Here is a 20,130-nt window from a genome sequence, read left to right as displayed (position 1 = left end):
GCTTTGTAGGTCAGTTAAGTGCTATATTTAAAGTTCAGTTCTTCGTAGAAGGTTGAGTGGTTAAAATCCATGCCTTCGTATAGCTGAGAACCGTTATGTATTTTGTAACTTCACTTAATCAGCCACAACGTCTATGCTCAATGACCTATACTTCGAGGAATTCCCAGAATTGGAAAGTCAGAGGTTACTTCTAAGGCAATTAAACTTGTCAGACGCCTCAGAGGTCCAGGGTATCCGTTCTGATGAACGGGTCATGGTTTATATGGATCAGGAAAGGCATCTAAGCCTCCAACAGTCTGAAGAGTCTATTTCTAAAAAATTAAAGCTGTACAAGGAGAGGACCGGAATGCTTTGGGCTCTGATAGAGAAATCGACCGGGAAATTTATCGGTGATTTTGCGTTTTTCAACATCGATCCTAAAAATTCCAGAGCAGAGATTGGATATACACTGAAGCCAGAGTTTTGGAAAAAAGGATTGATGAAAGAAGCGATGATGTGTATTTTCAATTTTGGTTTTAAGAAATTTAATCTGCATAGTTTAGAAGCCAACATCAATCCTGGAAATGATAATTCCCGCGGACTATTGACGAGTATGGGGTTTCAAAAAGAAGCTTATTTTCGAGAGAACTATTTTTATAACGGAGAGTATTTGGATAGTGAAATTTATTCGCTGCTTCAATCTGATTTTTATAAAGGGCTCAAAAAATAAATCTAAACACTGGAGCTAATCTACTAAACTGATGAATTCGAGTTTCCTGCTTCAATACTTTAAATTAGCTGAGACACTTTAGCATAATTTAATCTAAGGCGTAAAAATCAGATATTATCGCTTATCTTTTTTTAAGCCTTTCGTCAACCGGTAATTATGGATATGTGAGATTTTAATTGAAACCTTAAAATGAATATATTTAGACTAAAACCAGAATCTTATGTGCTTCAGGATCTGCAGTTGAAAAAGTTTATAATTACATCAAAAAAGGATAAAGAAAATGCTTAAAACCATTTCAATTTAACCATACATTTCATAGCCCGCGATTTAAATCGTAGGCTATGAAAACAAAATCAATAATTTTACAATGCAACTCACCTTCACCCTCATACACAAAGAAGATTTAGAAGACGTTATAAGCCTGTTTCAGGCTGCGGCCGATAAAATCAGCAGGATGAACATCGACCACTGGCAATACTGGAAAAACCCGCCTTCAGAAAAAATAGAATGGGTAAAGGAAGGGATTCAAAATAAGGAATACTTTTTTGTTCAGAATGAGAATAATGAAACTCTGGGCATGGTCAGAATTCTGGATCAAGACCTGCTGTACTGGGGCAAACAAGACGAAAAGGCCAGGTACATCCATTCCCTGCTGGTGAAAGAAGAGTACAATGGGAAGGGTATAGGAATTCAAATTATAAAAAGAATTGGTAGAGACGCTAAAGCAATGGATTGTAAATACCTGCGACTGGATGCGGATTCTACAAATCCAAAGCTTTGCAGGTATTACGAAAACCAGGGTTTTAAACAAGTAGGGGCTAAGAAATTACCCATATCGACTTACAATCTTTATGAAAAAGCATTAGCCTAAGACTTAGCCTTTCCACTCATTTTTAGTTTGAAACTCAATGCTAATACCTTCCGATTTAAAGAATAGAAACCAGGTGTTCTTAAAATAATCACTAACTTGAAACTGAACTCCTTTCAAAAGGATTAAAATTTCAAGCGAATGCCATTACAGGAGTCTAGTAGAAACCATCGAAATTCAAAATCAACAGGGAAGATTTTAGGAGTCCTATTAAGTTTTTTAGTACTCCCCTTAAGCGGATTTTCACAAGACAATGACAGCAGTAATGCTCCACTATTTTCAAAAGATAAAATAAAACTTTTAGAAAATATAAACATTGGTTTCGACATGCGCACCGAGTTTCAGGCTTACACGTTTAGAGGTGGAGACCAGTATTACAATGGCATACAGTTCGAGAATGGATTTACAGCCCTCAGTATTTCAGGTCAGCTTCATGAACGCATAGAGTTTAATTTCAGAAATCGGTTCAATAGTAGTTCTGAAGTTCAGTCTTTAGATCGTCTAAGCAACGATATTCAACTCGCTTATGTCAAAGTAAAAGCAGCCGAAAAGCTGGATGTCTATATCGGTAAAATGTTTGCCTTTTATGGAGGTTACGAATATGAATTCAGTCCTTTATATGTCCTGGAATTCAATGATATTTACAGCAATGCTTTAGCTTTTGTCACGGGAGCAGGTCTCTCTTACCAGGCGTTTGACAATCATCAGTTTCGAATTCAGGTTTTAAATTCAAGAACACTGCTTTACAAAGATCTTTACGGGGATATTGTGGCTGAAAATATAGAAGAACCTATCTGGCCGGTCAATGGAGTAGTCAACTGGCGCGGACGCTTTTTTGACGGCAAATTTGAAACAAATTACAGCGCGAGTTACAGCAACGAAGTTAAAAACAGAGGCACCTATTTCTTTACCTTAGGACATAAATATCAGGACAAAGACTTCAGTTTGATGTACGATTTTCAGTACAGTTATGAAGAAATAGATACCAAGGGAATTATCAACAATTTACTTGAAGAAAACACGATTGCAGAAAACGTACTTTATGTGGAAAACTGGTTAAGAGCAGAATACCGTTTCAGCCCTAAATTCAAAGGCTTACTTACGCTTATGACGAATACGGCATACGACAATTATACCAGCACGAAGGATCACGTAAGAACCAGTTATGGAGCCATTCCTACGCTTACTTATAGTCCTTTTAAAACGATAGATATCCAGTTTTTTATAGCCTATGTGGGAAGGTATTTTGATTATACGGAATATGCCAAAGCCAATTTCAATGTGGGAAGTTTCAATAGAAATGAACTTAAAATCGGCATTTTGGCTCCATTAAATTTGCTATAATCCAAAAAAATAACAACAGAACATGTATGGGATAAAAGGTAAAAATCTGACCTGACCTCATTAAACCACCTGCTCGATCACAAAGGAATTTCCGTTAAAACGCAGTTCATCCCCCACTTGTCTGCCCATCAGCAACTGTCCCACAGGTGTCCCGGGTGAAATGGCATAGACGGGTTTCCCATCGGCTTGTAAGGCACCCAGACTGATGCTTATAAAATAAAGCGCTTTGGAGGTAAAAACCAGACTGCCCACGGCCACTTTTCCGGGTCTTTCTTCAGTATTGATTTTAGAAAGCGCGCCGCTTAATTTCTCAATTTCTGCCAGTTGATGTCCTGCTTTTTCTCGTTCCAGCTGAAGCATGGCCCTGCCTGTTTCATGCTTATCGCCCGCACTGCTTTTGGTTTCCGAAAGCAGGCTGTTTTGGATATCAGCAATCTGGTTGAGAATGCTGTGGCGACGTTTTTCCACGAGTTCCAGGCACTGATTATATAGATTTGCTTTGAGAGTCATAAGTGGGTTTTAGCGGATTTTAAAGGTCGATAAATATAGGATACCATAAGCAGATCAGGGCTTGTGTTTCAGATGAAAAAAAAATTATACTGTCTCAGGGACTCCTTTCAGAAAATATGTAATTTTTAACATTATTTCAAATTCAAAATAAATATCATTAAATTGAAGATGAATCAAAAAAATCAAAAAAATGAAAACTCTACTCAATAAAAATGTATTGACTATAGCTATGAGTTTATTGGCTTTTGTTTTTATAGGCTGTAACCAAAATCCTATAGAAACCGAAGAATATAAAGACATGGTGGAAGAACACGAGGAACTGATGGGTACGCATGCGTTCATGAATCAAAACTATAAAAAAATGGAAGAGATGCACGACGTCATGAAGGAAAAAGCTGATGAGTATTCAGGCATGCCCGAGATGGATAGCATACACGCCGTCTTTAGGGAAAAGCATCAGGATATTTTAGTGCAGCATTATAAGACCATTCAACTCCATGAAAACCTGCTTCAGAAGCATCAGGATCTGATAGAAAAACATGCCACTGAAGATGTCGATCTGAATACTTTTGATTATGAGGTTGAAACCATATTGGAAGAACAGGAACAAATGAATGCAGCACACGACCAAATGATTGAAGCGCATGAAAAGTTAAGAAGTGAACATGAGCAAATGATGCAGGCCCACGATTCTGCTAAGAAAGAAATGTAAAGGGTTTCAACTCAAAACTCGATTGTAAAAAACATCCGTCGGAGACGGATGTTTTTTTTTATGCTTTCAACTTCAGGCTAAGTTTGCCTTTAGTTGCATTCATAGCTTGCGCATATGCGCTCTCCACTCCAACCCAAAACATCTTGTTAAGACCACCGCCGAAGCCCTTAGAAATCTTTAATTTTGCCTCTCTTTAAAACCAAAGGCATGCAAGATCATAAGGTACAAACCTATATAAAAGACATTTTAAACCAGGTTCCAACCGACTGGCTGAAGCTCACCACACACCGGCTGGATATTTATAACGAAAGCAGGGCCAAAACCGAGTTTTTGGAACAGCTGGAAGTCCTGTACCAAAATCACACTGCAGATCACTCTGAATTAGCCAAGCTTCCAACAGCTTACGATTACATTCGTCTCGGGCATCCCTTATCCTCGGTTTTAGAGTGGGGAATCGCCCATAAACACGGGATAAAACCGGAACAGGTCATCAGTTTTTCTTCACAGACCATGCCTGTTTTTGCAGTATTGCGCACCAACAAACTTCAGGATAAACCCACCCAAATCCTTTATACCGAAGCCCTGCCCAATTTCTTGGATGCCGAAACGCTCAAGCGCGTTTACGGGTATAGCTTTGAGCTTAAACAGGTCAAAAGCAGCGATGACATTCCGGAATTTGAAGGCAGTACGGTTTTCATTTCTCAGGAGCATCAGGTCGGTCAGGCCGAATTAAATCCGGGGATTGACTTTCACGTCAATGTATACCCGAAACTGGGGAGTATCCTGATCGTGAACGGAAACAAAAATGAAGCTTACGTTTCAGAAATACAGCATGTGCGCCGAAGAGAATCCATTGCGATGACTCCGGCAGACTCCTTTGAAGCTTTACAGAGGTTTGTCGGTATAAAAGCATCTGTAGAGGTAAAAACAAGCAGAGCCGACAATTTGGAGAAGGTCATCAGGGAGGTGCAGGGCATCACTTTAGCCACTTCAGATGTCTTATTAGGCTCCTGCGGACTCTCCGTTCAATATGCCATCATGATGGGGCTTATTGACGATGCCAAAACCAATCATCCGGGCAAACGGATCAAAATCATTGTTCCTCCCAACTGTTATGGCGGAACCAATGACCAGGCCAGACGTGTCGTGGAAGCGGTAGATGGCGTAGATATCATGGACTTGCCGGTAGATCAGGACAACGATATGGTACAAAGCACCGCTCAGGTTCTGGACCAGACGGCCCGGGAAGATGCAGTGCCTTACATCATAGCCGAAATTCCCACCAACCCCAGAGTAGAAGTCCCGAATCTGGAAGAACTGACCGCAGCTTTAAGAAAGCCACGACAAAATCCGGAGGGCCAGGACGCTATTCCACCGGTGTTTATCCTGGATCAGACTTTTTGTCCCAATGTTCACTTCTTAAGTAAGGAGGGAATGTTTTCAGACATTAGAACCATTTCTTACGTGAGCGGATCCAAATTTCCAAGTGGCGGAAGATGTACGGCCGGTTACTGTGTCGCCAACGAAAAGGCAGAGGATGTGATGCCATGCATCCAAAAGCATTTTCAGCTTTGCGACAATGAAGCTACAGATCTTCAGGTTGAAATCTTGGCCGAACAGTTACCCTCCATGAATCAAAGAATAAAGGATGCTTATAAAAACACCCGTGAGTTTGTGAATTTCATCAGGAAAGAACTCCCCGAGGCTAAAATCAATTTCGTTCCCGATGAGGTGGTGGAACAGGGCTTCACCCCTTCAGTCTTTTCCCTGGATCTGCCAACCAAAGGCGATACGGATGAAGAACGCGAAACCTACAAAAGGGATTTAAACCATAAACTCATCACGATGATGATCAGCCGGATTCCCGGAAGCAAACACTGTGTGAGTTACGGTCAGCTGAAAGGCTCTTACTGGACCATACCGGCAACCTCCACCCAGGGCACCACCAAGGAAGAAGATAAGGATTACATTGCCAGGGTTTCCATTTCTCCGGATCTGGACCTGGAACGTCACAAAGCGGTCTTTTCAGATTTTGTGAAGCAGCTGTAACTTTTAAAGCAGAATTGAATTCATCTTGCTTTTTTCTGTGTTTGCGCGATGGAAACATGCGTTCAAAAACCTAATTTTAAAGCCGGCCTTTACCGGCAGAGAGCGGTCTTATGCCTCCGTTATAGTTCTCACCACAGAGCCACTGAGAACACAGAGATTTTATAAATATCAACATGGCTTTTATATTTTGGTGTAAATAGTGAGTCCGGATACCGCTTAATTTTATTTAATCTTTATCACTGGACGTATTCAGCATTTGATATCTTCACGGCGTGAAGATTTCGAAACATATATTACCGCTGATTGTGTTTGCTCAGTTTTGCTGTACATCGCTTTGGTTTGCAGGTAATGGAGTCATGAGTGAGCTGGTGATCCACTACAATTTGTCACCCAGCGCTTTAGGGCATTTAACCTCTGCCGTTCAGCTGGGCTTTATACTGGGGACTTTGATTTTTGCAATTTTGAGTATTGCAGATCGGTTTTCGCCTTCCCGCGTCTTTTTTGGGTCCGCTCTCTTGGGAGCTGTGTTCAATTTGGCGGTCATCTGGGAAGATCACAGCCTGTCTACGTTGCTTTTATGCCGGGTTATGACAGGTTTCTTTCTGGCGGGTATTTATCCGGTGGGGATGAAGATTGCAGCCGATTATTACAAAACAGGCTTAGGCAAATCCCTTGGCTTTCTGGTGGGTGCCCTGGTGCTTGGGACAGCCTTTCCCCATTTGCTCAAAGAGTTGACCGATGCTTTTTTATGGAAAACGGTTTTGATAGTGACCTCTTCCCTTGCGCTTTTGGGCGGGGTATTGATCATGCTCCTGGTGCCAGATGGCCCTTATCGCCAAACGCGTCGAAATTTAAACTTCTCTGCTTTTTTTCAGGTTTTTCGCGACCGAAACTTTCGCGCTGCAGCTTTTGGCTATTTTGGCCACATGTGGGAGTTGTATGCGTTCTGGGCCTTTGTACCCGTCTTATTACAGACCTATAACCTGAGTCATCCCGAAGTCACGTTCAATGTGTCTTTATGGTCCTTTTTAATCATAGGTATCGGCGGTTTGTCCTGTGTTTTAGGAGGCTATGTAGCTCATCGAAAGGGCACCAAATCCACAGCTTCGGCAGCTTTGCTCTTATCCTGTGCCTGCTGCCTGGCTGTGCCGTGGATGTTTGCTCTGGAGAGCGACATCTTTATAGGATTTTTACTGCTGTGGGGTATGCTTGTCATTGCAGATTCACCACTCCTGTCCACGCTGGTAGCTCAAAGCGCTCCTGCCGAGCTTAAAGGTACGGCGCTCACGATTGTCAACTGTATTGGATTTGCCATCACCATTGGGAGCATACAGCTTCTCAGCAGTCTGATGCTCTGGACCAGCAGCCATTTTATTTACACCCTCTTAGCCATCGGTCCCCTGCTGGGCCTGGCAGCACTCAGGAAAAAAATCACATAAACCAGCTGGGTAGTATTTATTTATTCTGAACCTGCCTTCCAAGTAACGCAGGCAGGTTTGCCTTGCTTAGCTTAAAGCTTTTAGATACATTTCTTAAGCTACTATCTCAGCTTAAACCTTCAAAGCGATAAAAATTGAAATTTAAAGTTAGCTTAGAATTTGGATGATTAGCATAAAAATCCGCATTTGAATTTTTCATACCTTTAAATCAGTATTACTAACAAAATAAAGAATTATTTGTTTTAAAGCTTAGACTATGAAAAATCAATTACTCACTAGCCTTATTATCCTTTACACCTTAGTATCCTATTCTCAGGAACCAGCCGAAGATAAAAAAATACCAGAAGGTGAAGTTTACACCTCTTCTCAATCGGTAAGCATCCATGGTAAAACCATCAATCTTGATACAGAAACCGGTACTATACAATTACGTGATGAAAACGACCAGCCCATCGCTCTTTTTGGATTTACCCACTACAAAAAGTCTGGTGAAACTAACAACAGGCCTATAGTATTTGCTTTTAACGGTGGACCTTTATCAGCTTCTTTCTGGCTTCATTTTGGGGTTTTGGGGCCTAAACGGGTGGTTATTAATGATCCCGATTATACCAAACCAGCGCCTTACACTATTGTTAATAATGAGTTTTCAATTTTAGATAAGGCAGACTTGGTCATGCTTGATCCTGTTGGTGTTGGCTTTAGTCGTCCTGTTGGTGAAGCCAAGTGGACAGACTTCTGGGGGGTAGATCAAGATGTAAGAAGCATAGGACTTTTTATTGATCAGTTTTTAATTCGTGAAGGCAGGTATAATTCACCTAAGTATTTACTGGGTGAAAGCTATGGTACGTTCAGAAACGCTGCCCTGGTGAAGCATTTGCAAGACAAAGGAATAGCTATGAATGGTGTCATTATGGTTTCGGCTGTTTTTGAATTACAGCATTTACTTTTTGGTCCCGGAGACGATATAGCTTACCTCACACATTTCCCGACTTATGCAGCCACAGCTTGGTATCATGATAAAGTGAAAGATAAAGGTAATTCCTTGGAATCCTTTTTGGAAGAGGTCAGGTATTTTACTGAAAATGAATATGCCCCTGCTTTGCTCAAAGGAGACCGACTTTCTGTTTCCGACAAATCCAGCATGGCACAAAAGCTTTCTGACCTCACAGGCTTGAGTACTGACTATTGGATTAAAGCTAATCTTAGAGTAACCAATTCTGAGTTTTTTCAGGAATTAATGCGAGAAGAAGGCGAAACTGTTGGGAGATTGGACTCCAGATTCAAGGGAATAAACGAAGATTTACTTTCTCAAAATGCATTTACAGACCCCCAAAGTGATGCTATATCAGCCCCGTATATCGCTGCTTTTAAGGATTATCTGTACAACGACTTAAACGCAAATAAGGACTTGACCTACACTACTACTGCCAGTGGCAGAGAAGGATTTAAGTGGGATTGGAAACATAAAGGCAATGTGAGCTGGAATGCACAAACAGCCATAAGTACTCTTCCAGATATGACCTCTGCTATGAAGCGTGATCCGAATTTGAAAATTTTGATTTTGAATGGATATTACGATTTAGCTACTGTGTTTTATGGAGTTGAGCATTCTATTAATCACATGGGGCTGGAACCAGAGTTAAGGGACAATATTATTATGAAATATTATGAGGCTGGCCATATGATGTACACTCATCTGCCGTCTATGGAGAAATTTAAAATAGATGTTGATCAATTCATCGATGAAACGTCTAAGCCCTAGTAGTAATAAACCATCTACTGATAATTAATACTAAGCTTAATTTTATACTTCTATTTTACCAAACATTTAAAAAATTTTAGAGCAGAGATGATTGGGAAAAGCATTTATTTTGGGCTTGTTTTATCAGATTATGCTAAAAATCGCTTTTCATCCCATCTACAAGCACCCTTTACCCGAAGGGCACCGGTTTCCCATGGAGAAGTATGATCTTCTGCCCAAGCAACTTCTGCATGAAGGCACCTGTGAGGAGGAGAATTTCTTTCAGCCGGAAATCCGGGAAGAAAATGAAACCTATATTCAATCGGTGCATACTTCAGCATATTTGGAGGAGTTATATAGCATACGTATTGAACCACGACAGGCCAGAAAAATAGGATTCCCCTTGTCTTCAGCTTTGGTAGAGCGAGAGCGTATCATCACCGACGGCACTATTCAGGCCTGTAATTACGCTTTGGAACATGGCGTGGCGATGAATATAGCGGGCGGAACCCATCATGCCTACTCAGATCATGGGGAAGCTTTTTGTATGCTGAACGATCAGGCTATCGGGGCGCAGTATTTGCTTCAGAACAAACTGGCCAGGAAAATCCTTATAGTCGATCTCGATGTCCACCAGGGCAACGGTACCGCTGAAATTTTCCGGAATGAGGAGAGGGTGTTTACCTTTTCCATGCACGGCAAAAGCAATTATCCCTTCAAAAAAGAAGAATCGGATCTGGACTTACCCATGGAAAACGATTGCGGTGATGAGGAATACCTGAAAGCGCTTACCTCTACTCTGCCCAATCTTATCGACCGGGTAAAACCCGACTTTATATTTTTTCTGTCGGGGGTAGATATCCTGAGTACCGACAAACTTGGTAAGTTAGGTTGCAGCGTAGAAGGATGCAAACGCCGGGATGAGTTTGTATTTGAGCAGTGCCTCAGACATGAAATCCCAGTGGAAGTCAGTATGGGAGGCGGTTATTCCAAAGACATCAAAACCATTATCGATGCCCACGCCAATACCTACCGTACGGCACAGTATATGTATTTTTAATAGATTCAAGACCCAAGACATAACTTAGGTGGTAGGTAGTAGGGTTTAGGTAAATAGAAAATTCGTTTTTTTAGTATTGGGTAGCAAGTAGTCAGTTGCAAGTAACAAATTATAAATACCAAATTTGAAATATCAGATTTGAAATAAATCCCTTGAAGCCTAATGGGTTTTGGATTTCGAAACATCAAAAAGGCAAGTGAAAACCAATCTTTGAAAATTGATGAGTACCTGAGGTGGCGGGTTGTCTTTTAAGCGAGGGGGCTGGGGGAGGAATTTACTTATGTTTCCAGCTAAAGCCTTTCAGCATCAGGGCCGTTCTTAAAATGTCTTTTTGACTTACGATTCCTATAATTTTTCCATCTTCGACCACGGGAAAACGCCGTCTTTTGGAGGATAAAAACAAATTGGCAGCATCGAAAAGATTGACCTCGGGAGAAATCGTCTCCACATCTTTGGACATGTATTTTTCAACACAGGTATCTTCCATCGGCAGGTTATAGTATCGGCTTTCAGAAATTTGTTTCACACAATCTCCTTCAGAAATAACACCGATCACACACTTTTGATCGTCGATGACCGGACCTCCGGAAACCCTGAATTTTATGAGTGTTTCTACCACTTCTATGATGCTCTGCTCTTTTTTAAACAAAACCATACTCTTGGACATACAGTCCCTCACCGTAATTTTTTCAGCTTTTAAATTGACGTCACCAACCTGCTTCCCTTGAAAATTTTTAATACCCATACTTATTAATTTGGCATTAATTTAATTATAAAAATGGGAATATGATAATATTATACGTTAAATATAAATTATTTGTATTTAAACAAGTTGAATCTTGTTACTGCTCTCCGGGCTGCCTGATTTCATAACCAGATTTCATTTTTTCTTCCTTAACCATTTGCTTTACATCTTCCAGAAGTTCCTGAGCATTGTAGATAATACCATCTTTTATGGTGTATTTTACGCCGCCTACTCGCCTCACCTCGTTCTCATCGGTCAGTTTTATAGCGCCTGTTCCGTACAGCACCTTCAAATTTTCCAGGGGATTTTCTTCAACGATGACAAAATCGGCCAGTTTTCCAACTTCAACCGATCCTATTTTATCTTCCATTCCCAAAGCTTCGGCGCCATTGAGGGTTGCAGACATCATAATCTCCAGCGGATGGAATCCGGCTTCTCTCAGTAATTCCAGTTCCCGGACATAAGCAAATCCGTAAAGTTGAAATATAAAACCAGAATCGGATCCCGTGGTGACTCTGCCTCCTCTGTTTTTGTATTCATTGACGAAAGTCATCCACAGCTCGTAATTTTTCCTCCAGTTGGTTTCTTCTTCCGTGCCCCAGTAATGCCAGTGTGAACCATGCGATATTTTACTGGGCTGGTAGAATTCCCAGAGGGAAGGCAGGGTATACTCCTCATGCCATTCCGCTCTTCGGGTTCTCATCAAATCGCGGTTAGCCTCATAAATATTAAAGGTGGGGTCCAGGGTAAAATCCAGTTCCAGCAGCTCGTTCATCACGGCATTCCATTTTTCAGAATAGGGCGGCGCGGCCTGTTCCCACAGCTTCCCTGCTCCTGCAAATCTGTCCTGCTCGTTGTTATAATTATAATCCAGTTTGTAATGCTGAACAGTTCTGTCTGTAAATAAGGCTTCCGGAAGTCCATACCAGTGTTCCATGCTGGTAAGTCCCGCTCTGGCAGAATTCAGCACATTCCATCTGGCGACGTCCATTTGAGCATGATGCATGGCAGAACGCAGTCCAAGGCTTTTATTTTCTTTCAGGGCGGCCTGCATGATTTCTGGTCTGGCTCCGAAAAATTTAATGCCATCGGCCCCTTTTTCAGCGTTTTCTCTCACCCATTTTTTGGCCATTTCCGGAGAGCTTATCTCAGAGGCACTCCCTTGTCCAAAGGCGGTGTAAGCCAAAATTCGTGGAGCGGTAATTTCGTTTTTAGCAGATTTTTTCTTGTGTTCCAGCACCCAGTCCAGGCCATTTCCTGCAGAGGGGTCTCGAATGGTCGTAATTCCGTGGGCCATCCACAGTTTGAAGACATACTCTGCAGGAGTGCCCTGAGCTTCTCCGCCAATGTGTCCGTGCATATCTACAAAACCCGGCATCAGATACATTCCGCTAGCATCCAGTTCCTTACCTCCGGATTTAAGCTGAGGTCTTTTGCTTTCGTCGATTTCCACACCAGGATAGCCGACGGTTTTGATTTCCTTAATTTTATTCTGCTCCACAACGATATCCACAGGTCCGGTTGGTGGAGCACCATTTCCATTGATGAGGGTGACTCCGCGAATGATCAGCTGTGACCATGGCCCTTCGCCTTCAGCCCTCTCGGGAGCGCTTTTGATTTGCGCCGAGGCCGGAATTTGAATGAATACAACAAGCAGTAAGACTAATAGATTTCTCATAAGACAGTTCGTTTAAAAACTTAAAGATACTAAAGTTTAGACGCTGGCCTAGCCTCTTCCTCTTTGTGGAATTCCCGGCAAAGGCTTCAGGTAGTAAGAGCATATAATTTGATTTATCTGTTTTTCTGAACCTGCCTGCACGTCCAAGCCATGCAGGCGGTCAGAGAAGCAGGTTTGATAGCGCCAGATTAACTTTATGTATATTTTTTTAGACTTTTAAGTTAAGTTCATAGCTTTGTGTCAAGCATGACCTTAACTTTGCGCTCCAAGACAAGAAGATAATTTAAGAATGGCTAAAAGAAAAAAGGAATCGGACCTTCCTAAAGTAAAACCCAACAAACAGAATCTCAAAAAATCCCTACGCCTTTTTTCTTACATCGGTCCGCATAAGTGGAAACTCATCGTCGGGATGGTGTTTCTGGCCTTTACCGGACTCACCGCGCTTTTATTTCCCAAATTGATGGGAGATCTTATAGAAACTGCAGATTTCACTTCGGAAGATATCAACCGAATGGGACTTATTCTTCTGGGCTTGTTTACCGCCCAGGCGATTTTCTCCTTTTTCAGAGTGGTCTTATTTGTGAATGTGACCGAAAACATGCTTTCTGCCATTAGGCAGGACACTTACAATACGCTGGTTAAAATGCCCATGCAATTTTTCTCTTCACGACGCGTGAGCGAACTGAACAGCCGGGTGGCGGCAGATATTTCTCAGATTCAGGACACCTTCACGACGGGTATTGCCGAGTTTTTAAGACAAATGATCATTGTCACCGGCGGGATTGCCGCCTTGTTTTTAGTATCGGTCGAACTCTCTTTGCTGATGCTGGCTACCATTCCCATCTTTGCCATTGTCGCTGTATTTTTTGGAAAATTCATCAAGAAATTATCCAAAGAGGCTCAGGATAAGGTGGCCGATTCCAATACCATTGTCGGCGAAAGTCTGCAGGGGATTGCCAATGTAAAAGCCTTTACCAACGAAGCCTTTGAAATGCTGAGGTATAAATTTGCGGTTACCGATATCAAAAAAATAGCGATCAGAGGAGGTCTTGCCCGCGGCGCCTTCTCCTCCTTTATCATCTTTTGCATTTTTGGTGCTATCGTGCTTTTGGTCTGGTATGCGGTCAAACTTCAAAATGCCGGAGAATTGAGTCAGGCCGATTTGATTACCTTTATCTTGTATACCATTTTTGTTGGGGCTTCCATCGGTGGCTTACCCATTCAATATGCGCAAATTCAAAAGGCCATTGGAGCCACAGAACGCGTATTTGACCTTATCGATGAAGAACCTGAAATCATAGAAGAAGAGTCTTCGCCGCAGCCTATTCACGGAAAATTAAGTTTTAAAAATTTAAAATTTGCCTATCCCAGTCGCCCGGAACTCAGCGTCTTGAAGAACATCAGTTTTGAGGCCAGAGAAGGAGAAACCATCGCCATTGTTGGACCCAGCGGTGCGGGTAAATCGACAATTGCCTCATTGATTTTAAGATTTTATGAGCCACAGTCCGGTCAAATGCTGCTGGACGATATACCGGCTTCAGAGTTTACCCTGCATGACTTAAGAAGCCAGATGGCTATAGTTCCACAGGATATCCTGCTTTTTGGAGGGACGATAAAAGAGAACATCGCTTACGGAAAACCAGACGCCACCCATGAGGAAATTCTGGAAGCCGCCAAAAAAGCCAATTCCCACGATTTTATCATGTCTTTTCCGGAGCAGTACGAAACGGTAGTTGGAGAACGCGGCGTCCAGCTTTCCGGAGGTCAGCGACAGCGGGTCGCTATCGCCAGAGCCGTGCTCAAAAATCCTGTGATTTTGATTTTGGATGAAGCCACGAGTTCGCTGGATTCAGAATCGGAGCAACTGGTACAGGAAGCTCTGGACAAGCTGATGAAAGGCAGAACGTCGTTTGTGATTGCTCACCGATTGTCGACTATCAAAAACGCTGACCAGATTCTGGTCCTGGAAAACGGTGAAATTATGGAAAAAGGAACCCACGCCGAATTGCTGGAACAGGAAAACGGGCTTTATTCCAAACTGATTCAGTTGCAGATGGAACTCAGCTAGCGCTATGAATTTGAAGAACAAGGTTATGGATATCCGCTCACAAATCTAGTAAGATTAAACTCGCCTGCGTATTTTGGACGGGCAAGGGTCAGAAGAAAAAAAATAAAAACAACATGGGATTGCTTTCGCGTAATTTTTTACTTTAGAGGCTTCCAATTTTAAACTCCGTATTGCTATGTCACCACTCAAAACCTCGTTCCCAAAGCATAAAATGAAAGTTGTTCTTTTGGAAAGTATAAGTCAATCGGCTGTAGAGTCTTTCAAAAAAGCGGGCTACACCCAAATTGAGCAGCATTCGGGCGCGTTATCGGGGGAAGAGTTGGATGAAGTTTTGAAAGATGCCAAAATCCTGGGGGTGAGATCCAAAACCCAACTGACGGAAGAGGTGATTCAAAAAGCGAAAAAACTGGTGGCGGTAGGCTGCTTCTGTATCGGTACTAATCAGGTCGATTTGGAGGCGGCCAATAAAGCGGGGGTTTGCGTCTTCAATGCGCCGTTCAGCAATACACGTTCGGTAGCCGAACTGGTTATTGCTTCTGCGATTATGCTAATAAGAAGAATCCCGGACAAAGATAAGGCCGCGCATGCCGGAGAATGGGATAAAAGCTCAGAAAACGCTCACGAAATCCGCGGAAAGCGTCTGGGCGTTGTGGGTTACGGACACATAGGTTCTCAGGTTTCTATTCTTGCCGAATCCATAGGACTGAAGGTGTCTTACTATGATGTGGAAAATAAATTGCCCCTGGGCAATGCTGAAGCCGTCGGTGATCTTAAAACCCTCATCGAAGAGAGCGACATTCTCACACTGCATGTGCCGGGAACCCAGGAAACAAAAAACTTATTCAACGCGGAGGTGCTAAGCTGGTTTACAAAAGGACAGCTGCTCATCAATATGAGTCGGGGAGATGTTGTGGATATCCAGGCTTTAAAAAAGGCCTTGGACGAAGAGCGTATTGGCGGTGCGGCTTTAGATGTCTTCCCCGAGGAGCCTAAAAACAAAGCAGAAAAATTCACCTCGCCCCTGCAAAACGTGCCCAATGTGATTTTAACGCCTCATATTGGCGGTTCTACGGAAGAAGCCCAATGGAATATTGGGGTGGATGTGTCCGGGAAACTCATCAAATATATCGAAAGCGGAGCCAGCCTTGGCAGTCATTCTATACCCGAATTATCCTTACCTAAAATGGAGGATACCCACAGAATCTTGCATATCCACAAAAATGTGTCTGGGGTGCTTTCTGAGATCAACTCGAAAATTTCTAAATTGAATGTAAACATTCTCGGACAGTATCTGAGCACCAATTTTGAGGTGGGCTACGTGGTGCTGGACATTTCCAAAAACGACTCCCTGGACACCTTAAAAGAGCTTAAAAAGATAGACCACACGATAAGTGCACGTATACTTTATTAGGAGAATGCGTTCCTGAGGGATAAGAGGAAGCTTGGTATTAAAACCTGCAGTTTATCTGGTTTTTAACCAGCCGGTAATGCTTAGGCGTTTATCCTGTATGACTGCTTTGACCTCGTGTTCCAGGCGCTGGCTTTCAAAAATGACGACCCTGCCGGGCAGAGGATGAACGACGACTTCCGGCAGGCCTTCCGGATACAGCACCAATTCTCCACCGTTGGAGGTTTTCCAGGAATCATCGTTGAGGTAACACACCAGAGAAAGTTTTCGCCTGTCGTCGTTTTGAAAGGTATCGATATGCTTTTTATAAAAAGTTCCTTTGGGATACACGGCATAATGAAATTCCTGATGCAGAAGTCCCATAAAACAGGTTTTGTTAAGGTAATTTTTGAACGCATTTATTCTGTCAAAAAAGCCTTTTTCTACTGCATTTGCCTTCTGCTCATCGATCCACTGTATATAATCTCCACGAATGCTTTTTTCTACAGACTCATTTAATTTATTGCCAATACCCGCTTTCTTGAGTTCACTATGCCTGTAAAGCGTTTTGATTTCTTCCCTTAACGAATTGACCGTAGGCTCTTCAAAAAAAGAATCACAGATAGAATAGCCCTGATCCAGGATATCGGAAATGATACGCTCGTAAAGCGGATGTTCTTCATAAGAGAGCGCATCGGTAAGCAGTTCTGTACGCATTGAAAAACCTTTAAGTTTAGTTTACAAATTTAATCTATAAATGATTAACCTGATATCATTTTTCAGGGGACGGTATAGGTTGTTGTTTTGAAATTCAAATGGAGGTTCTGTTGGTTTTGGAATCCACAGACCTCTCGACTGCGCCTGCCTGCGTTCTGCGAAGTCAGGCAGGCTCGAGGGGACATTTGTATATGTCAGGTCGAGCCCTTTAAGAAAGCGCTCTTGCCAAGCTGTCTTCCGGCAAACCCAAGGCGATAAAAAGTGTATCCACAGACTCACCGATAATTTTTAAAATCCAGTATCTTTGCACCAACATTTAAGTTTATGGCAAAAATCAGAATTACCAAGCAATTTACTTTTGAGACGGCTCATGCGCTTTATGGCTATGACGGGAAGTGCAGAAATGTACATGGGCATAGTTATAAACTCGACGTTACCGTGATAGGTGAACCTATTACAGACAGGAATAACGTAAAATGCGGCATGGTCATCGACTTTGGAGATTTAAAGAAAATTGTGAAAACGGAAGTTGTGGATCGAATGGATCATGCCATCTTACTGAACAAGGAAACTCCACACATCGAACTTGCCGAGCATTTAAAATCTTCCGGTCATGATGTGATTTTGGTTGACTATCAGCCAACCAGTGAAAACATGATCGCCGATTTTGCCAGTCGAATTTCCAGTAAATTAAATGCAGATATCAAGCTTCATTCGCTTAAACTCAGGGAAACAGGCACTGCTTTCGCCGAGTGGTTTGCAAGCGATAATGCTTAAAAATCGATTTCAAATTCTTCTGGTTTTTCTACGGTTTCTTCCAGGTCATCTTCAGAAAATTCATCACAGTTTATCTGAATACTGAGATTATCCGGCTCTTCAAACTCACCTTTGGAAACATTCAGGGATTCATCGGCGTAAACGTCTTTCATATACATCCCCCAGATCGGTAAAGCTAAAGTAGCGCCCTGTCCGTAAGCGATGGTTTCAAAATGTACACTTCTGTCTTCACCTCCTACCCAGACGCCCGTAGCAAGATTGGGAACCATACCAATAAACCAGCCATCACTTTGGTTTTGAGTCGTTCCTGTTTTTCCGGCGATAGGATTGTCGAAGGCATACGGATAACCGGTCACGGCTCTCTTGTAGGCTTCCGTATTTTTCGCATATTCAGAATCGGTTCTTAAACGCCTGCCCGAACCAAACTGCGTAACCCCTTCCAAAAGCTTAATCGTCACAAAAGCAGATTCCGCGCTTAACACGTCCCGGCTTTTCGGCTGATGCTGATAAAGAATGGTTCCGTTCTTATCTTCAATACGCTGAACGGCATAGGGCTTTACATACACGCCTTTGTTGGCAAAGGTGCTATAGGCAGAGACCATTTCATACACACTTATATCTGGCGTACCCAAAGCTATGGCAGCCACAGGTACGATCCTGGAAGTGTCAATTCCTAACTCATCAATCAAATCGATAACACTTTCCGGTCCGGTTTTGTCAATAACTCTGGCCGTAATGGTATTGATGGATTCGGCAAGGGCCTGCTTTAAAGTCTTATTTCCACCATAATCGTCCCCGGAGTTGGCGGGTGTCCAGTCTTCGGTGACACCATGCCGTCCTCTGGGAATAGTATAAGGAGTATTGGGAAGTTCATAGCAAGGCGACAAATGCAGCTGATCTATAGCCGTGGCATACACAAAGGGTTTAAAGGTAGACCCTACCTGTCGCTTGGCTTGTTTGACGTGTTCGTATTTGAAAAATTTGAAATTCACCCCGCCTACCCAGGCTTTGATTTCACCGGTTTGTGGGGTCATGGACATCATTCCGGTATTCAGGAAAGATTTGTAATACCTGATGGAATCCCGTGGAGTCATCAGGGTATCTATGGGTCCTTCCCAGGAAAACAGTCGCATTTCTCGCTTTCTGTTGAAGCTTGCCCTGATGGAATCCTCACCTATCCCTCTTTGCTTCATCCTCTTGTAACGATCAGAGTTCTTCATTCCTCTTTGAAGGATGCTCTCAATCTCTGAAGCATCTATATCTCTAAAAGGGGAGGTTCTGTTATTCTCATTCTGACGGTTGAATTCTTTCTGAAGGTTCTGGAGATGTCTCTCTACAGCCGTTTCAGCATAGGTTTGCATTTTGAAATCTACCGTGGTGTAAATTTTGAGTCCGTCTCTGTACATGCTGTAAGAGCTTCCATCCGGTTTTGGATTATCTTTAATCCAGTCCTTCATAAACTCCTGAATGTAAGCTCTGAAATAAGTGGCAATACCATCATCGTGTTCTTCAGGAGAGAAATTGGTTACCAGGGGCAATTCCTGTAAGGAGTCCTTCACCTGGGTGGTTATAAACCCGTTTTTTTCCATTTGTACAAAAACCTGGTTACGCCTTTGTTTGGAATTGTCTTTAAACTGTTCTTTAACCGGGTTGTAAAGCGAAGGGTTTTTCAACATGGCCACCAGAGTTGCCGATTCTTCGATGGACAGATCTTTAGGCTCCTTCCCGAAATAAATTCGCGAGGCAGAACGTATCCCGATGGCATTGTACAAAAAATCCATTTTGTTGAGGTACATCGCAATAATCTCATTTTTGGCATACTGCTCTTCCAGCCTCACGGCGATGACCCACTCTTTTATTTTTTGAATAATTCTATTGAAGGTTCCGCTTTTGTTGGGATCTGTAAACAAAAGCTTTGAAAGCTGCTGGGTGATTGTACTGGCGCCTCCCTTCTTTCCGAGAAAAATGGCTGCCCTTAAGGTTCCTCGGGCATCTATACCGGAATGGCTGTAAAACCGTTCGTCTTCTGTGGCAACAAGGGCATTGACCAGGTGATCGGGAAGATCTTCAAAATTGATGGGCGTCCTGTTTTCCTTAAAATATTTACCAAGGGTTTCGCCATCTACAGAGATGACTTCGGTTGCCAGGTTGGTTTCCGGGTTTTCCAGTTCCTCAAAGGTAGGCATGGGTCCTAAAGCGCCCCAGCCAGCCAGAAGAAAAATAAAAACAACACTGAGGACTCCGGCAAAGAATAAAATCCAAAAGCCCAGTATGTATTTCTTAAATCCTTTTTTCTTTTCTGATGTTGATGTCTTACTCATAATTT

General features: G+C 42.5%; 16 protein-coding genes. 11 read left to right on the top strand and 5 right to left on the bottom strand.

The features are described 5' to 3' along the window. Positions 1 to 133 precede the first annotated feature (133 nt). The 3 genes from G3567_RS02270 to G3567_RS02260 all read left to right on the top strand — a co-directional run bounded on the left by G3567_RS02270 (position 134) and on the right by G3567_RS02260 (position 2,921). On the top strand, positions 134 to 709 hold the full coding sequence (locus G3567_RS02270; RefSeq protein ID WP_164003677.1) for a GNAT family N-acetyltransferase: 576 nt from the start codon (positions 134 to 136) through the stop codon (positions 707 to 709). A gap of 367 nt (positions 710 to 1,076) precedes the next feature. Next, a complete protein-coding gene (locus G3567_RS02265; RefSeq protein ID WP_164003676.1) occupies positions 1,077 to 1,580 on the top strand; it encodes a GNAT family N-acetyltransferase in 504 nt (167 codons plus the stop codon). A gap of 138 nt (positions 1,581 to 1,718) precedes the next feature. Next, positions 1,719 to 2,921 (top strand): porin, encoded by a 1,203-nt coding sequence (locus tag G3567_RS02260; protein ID WP_164003675.1) that lies wholly within the window; start codon positions 1,719 to 1,721, stop codon positions 2,919 to 2,921. Between the two features lie 60 nt (positions 2,922 to 2,981). Here the strand turns inward: G3567_RS02260 and G3567_RS02255 are convergent, their stop codons facing one another. Continuing rightward, positions 2,982 to 3,431, bottom strand: coding sequence for a GreA/GreB family elongation factor (locus tag G3567_RS02255; RefSeq protein WP_164003673.1), 450 nt, complete (start codon positions 3,429 to 3,431; stop codon positions 2,982 to 2,984). A 190-nt stretch (positions 3,432 to 3,621) separates the two neighbouring features. Between G3567_RS02255 and G3567_RS02250 the strand changes: the two genes are divergently transcribed. The 5 genes from G3567_RS02250 to G3567_RS02230 all read left to right on the top strand — a co-directional run bounded on the left by G3567_RS02250 (position 3,622) and on the right by G3567_RS02230 (position 10,432). Further along, positions 3,622 to 4,143: a hypothetical protein gene (locus G3567_RS02250; RefSeq protein WP_164003671.1), complete on the top strand. Its 522-nt coding sequence runs from the start codon at positions 3,622 to 3,624 to the stop codon at positions 4,141 to 4,143. A 207-nt stretch (positions 4,144 to 4,350) separates the two neighbouring features. Continuing rightward, entirely contained in the window at positions 4,351 to 6,192 is a 1,842-nt protein-coding gene (locus G3567_RS02245; protein WP_164003669.1) for a PLP-dependent aminotransferase family protein, read from the top strand. 272 nt (positions 6,193 to 6,464) lie between these two features. Continuing rightward, positions 6,465 to 7,631 carry an MFS transporter gene (locus G3567_RS02240; RefSeq protein ID WP_164003668.1) on the top strand — a complete coding sequence of 389 codons (1,167 nt, stop codon included), beginning with the start codon at positions 6,465 to 6,467 and terminating at the stop codon, positions 7,629 to 7,631. A gap of 256 nt (positions 7,632 to 7,887) precedes the next feature. After that, entirely contained in the window at positions 7,888 to 9,393 is a 1,506-nt protein-coding gene (locus tag G3567_RS02235) for a S10 family peptidase (protein ID WP_164003666.1), read from the top strand. A gap of 130 nt (positions 9,394 to 9,523) precedes the next feature. Continuing rightward, on the top strand, positions 9,524 to 10,432 hold the full coding sequence (locus G3567_RS02230) for a histone deacetylase family protein (RefSeq protein ID WP_164003775.1): 909 nt from the start codon (positions 9,524 to 9,526) through the stop codon (positions 10,430 to 10,432). A 274-nt stretch (positions 10,433 to 10,706) separates the two neighbouring features. Here the strand turns inward: G3567_RS02230 and G3567_RS02225 are convergent, their stop codons facing one another. Beyond that, a complete protein-coding gene (locus G3567_RS02225) occupies positions 10,707 to 11,177 on the bottom strand; it encodes a CBS domain-containing protein (RefSeq protein ID WP_164003664.1) in 471 nt (156 codons plus the stop codon). Positions 11,178 to 11,274: 97 nt separating this feature from the next. Beyond that, positions 11,275 to 12,855, bottom strand: a complete 1,581-nt coding sequence (locus G3567_RS02220) for an amidohydrolase family protein (protein ID WP_164003663.1) — start codon at positions 12,853 to 12,855, stop codon at positions 11,275 to 11,277. A gap of 289 nt (positions 12,856 to 13,144) precedes the next feature. On the opposite strand from G3567_RS02220, the gene G3567_RS02215 reads away from it, so the two are divergent. Together G3567_RS02215 and serA are read left to right on the top strand one after the other, a co-directional pair. Then, a complete protein-coding gene (locus tag G3567_RS02215) occupies positions 13,145 to 14,923 on the top strand; it encodes an ABC transporter ATP-binding protein (protein ID WP_164003661.1) in 1,779 nt (592 codons plus the stop codon). Positions 14,924 to 15,098: 175 nt separating this feature from the next. After that, entirely contained in the window at positions 15,099 to 16,334 is a 1,236-nt protein-coding gene (gene serA, locus G3567_RS02210; RefSeq protein ID WP_164003659.1) for a phosphoglycerate dehydrogenase, read from the top strand. Between the two features lie 51 nt (positions 16,335 to 16,385). Here serA and G3567_RS02205 read toward each other — a convergent pair whose 3' ends face one another. Then, positions 16,386 to 17,027, bottom strand: a complete 642-nt coding sequence (locus tag G3567_RS02205; protein ID WP_164003657.1) for a 2OG-Fe(II) oxygenase — start codon at positions 17,025 to 17,027, stop codon at positions 16,386 to 16,388. Positions 17,028 to 17,351: 324 nt separating this feature from the next. On the opposite strand from G3567_RS02205, the gene queD reads away from it, so the two are divergent. Then, on the top strand, positions 17,352 to 17,804 hold the full coding sequence (gene queD / locus G3567_RS02200) for a 6-carboxytetrahydropterin synthase QueD (RefSeq protein WP_164003655.1): 453 nt from the start codon (positions 17,352 to 17,354) through the stop codon (positions 17,802 to 17,804). Here the strand turns inward: queD and G3567_RS02195 are convergent. After that, positions 17,801 to 20,125, bottom strand: coding sequence for a penicillin-binding protein 1A (locus G3567_RS02195; protein ID WP_164003653.1), 2,325 nt, complete (start codon positions 20,123 to 20,125; stop codon positions 17,801 to 17,803). The two genes, queD and G3567_RS02195, sit on opposite strands and share 4 nt — an antisense overlap. Positions 20,126 to 20,130 lie beyond the last annotated feature (5 nt).

Source organism: Psychroflexus aurantiacus (assembly GCF_010820555.1).
Taxonomy (GTDB): domain Bacteria; phylum Bacteroidota; class Bacteroidia; order Flavobacteriales; family Flavobacteriaceae; genus Psychroflexus; species Psychroflexus aurantiacus.
This window is presented reverse-complemented; position numbering and strand designations above follow the sequence as displayed.

Coding starts and splice junctions, on each gene's coding strand:
- G3567_RS02270 (WP_164003677.1), top strand. CDS start 134: ATGCTCAATGACCTATACTTCGAGGAATTCCCAGAATTGGAAAGTCAG.
- G3567_RS02265 (WP_164003676.1), top strand. CDS start 1,077: ATGCAACTCACCTTCACCCTCATACACAAAGAAGATTTAGAAGACGTT.
- G3567_RS02260 (WP_164003675.1), top strand. CDS start 1,719: ATGCCATTACAGGAGTCTAGTAGAAACCATCGAAATTCAAAATCAACA.
- G3567_RS02255 (WP_164003673.1), bottom strand. CDS start 3,431: ATGACTCTCAAAGCAAATCTATATAATCAGTGCCTGGAACTCGTGGAA.
- G3567_RS02250 (WP_164003671.1), top strand. CDS start 3,622: ATGAAAACTCTACTCAATAAAAATGTATTGACTATAGCTATGAGTTTA.
- G3567_RS02245 (WP_164003669.1), top strand. CDS start 4,351: ATGCAAGATCATAAGGTACAAACCTATATAAAAGACATTTTAAACCAG.
- G3567_RS02235 (WP_164003666.1), top strand. CDS start 7,888: ATGAAAAATCAATTACTCACTAGCCTTATTATCCTTTACACCTTAGTA.
- G3567_RS02230 (WP_164003775.1), top strand. CDS start 9,524: ATGCTAAAAATCGCTTTTCATCCCATCTACAAGCACCCTTTACCCGAA.
- G3567_RS02225 (WP_164003664.1), bottom strand. CDS start 11,177: ATGGGTATTAAAAATTTTCAAGGGAAGCAGGTTGGTGACGTCAATTTA.
- G3567_RS02220 (WP_164003663.1), bottom strand. CDS start 12,855: ATGAGAAATCTATTAGTCTTACTGCTTGTTGTATTCATTCAAATTCCG.
- G3567_RS02215 (WP_164003661.1), top strand. CDS start 13,145: ATGGCTAAAAGAAAAAAGGAATCGGACCTTCCTAAAGTAAAACCCAAC.
- serA (WP_164003659.1), top strand. CDS start 15,099: ATGTCACCACTCAAAACCTCGTTCCCAAAGCATAAAATGAAAGTTGTT.
- G3567_RS02205 (WP_164003657.1), bottom strand. CDS start 17,027: ATGCGTACAGAACTGCTTACCGATGCGCTCTCTTATGAAGAACATCCG.
- queD (WP_164003655.1), top strand. CDS start 17,352: ATGGCAAAAATCAGAATTACCAAGCAATTTACTTTTGAGACGGCTCAT.
- G3567_RS02195 (WP_164003653.1), bottom strand. CDS start 20,125: ATGAGTAAGACATCAACATCAGAAAAGAAAAAAGGATTTAAGAAATAC.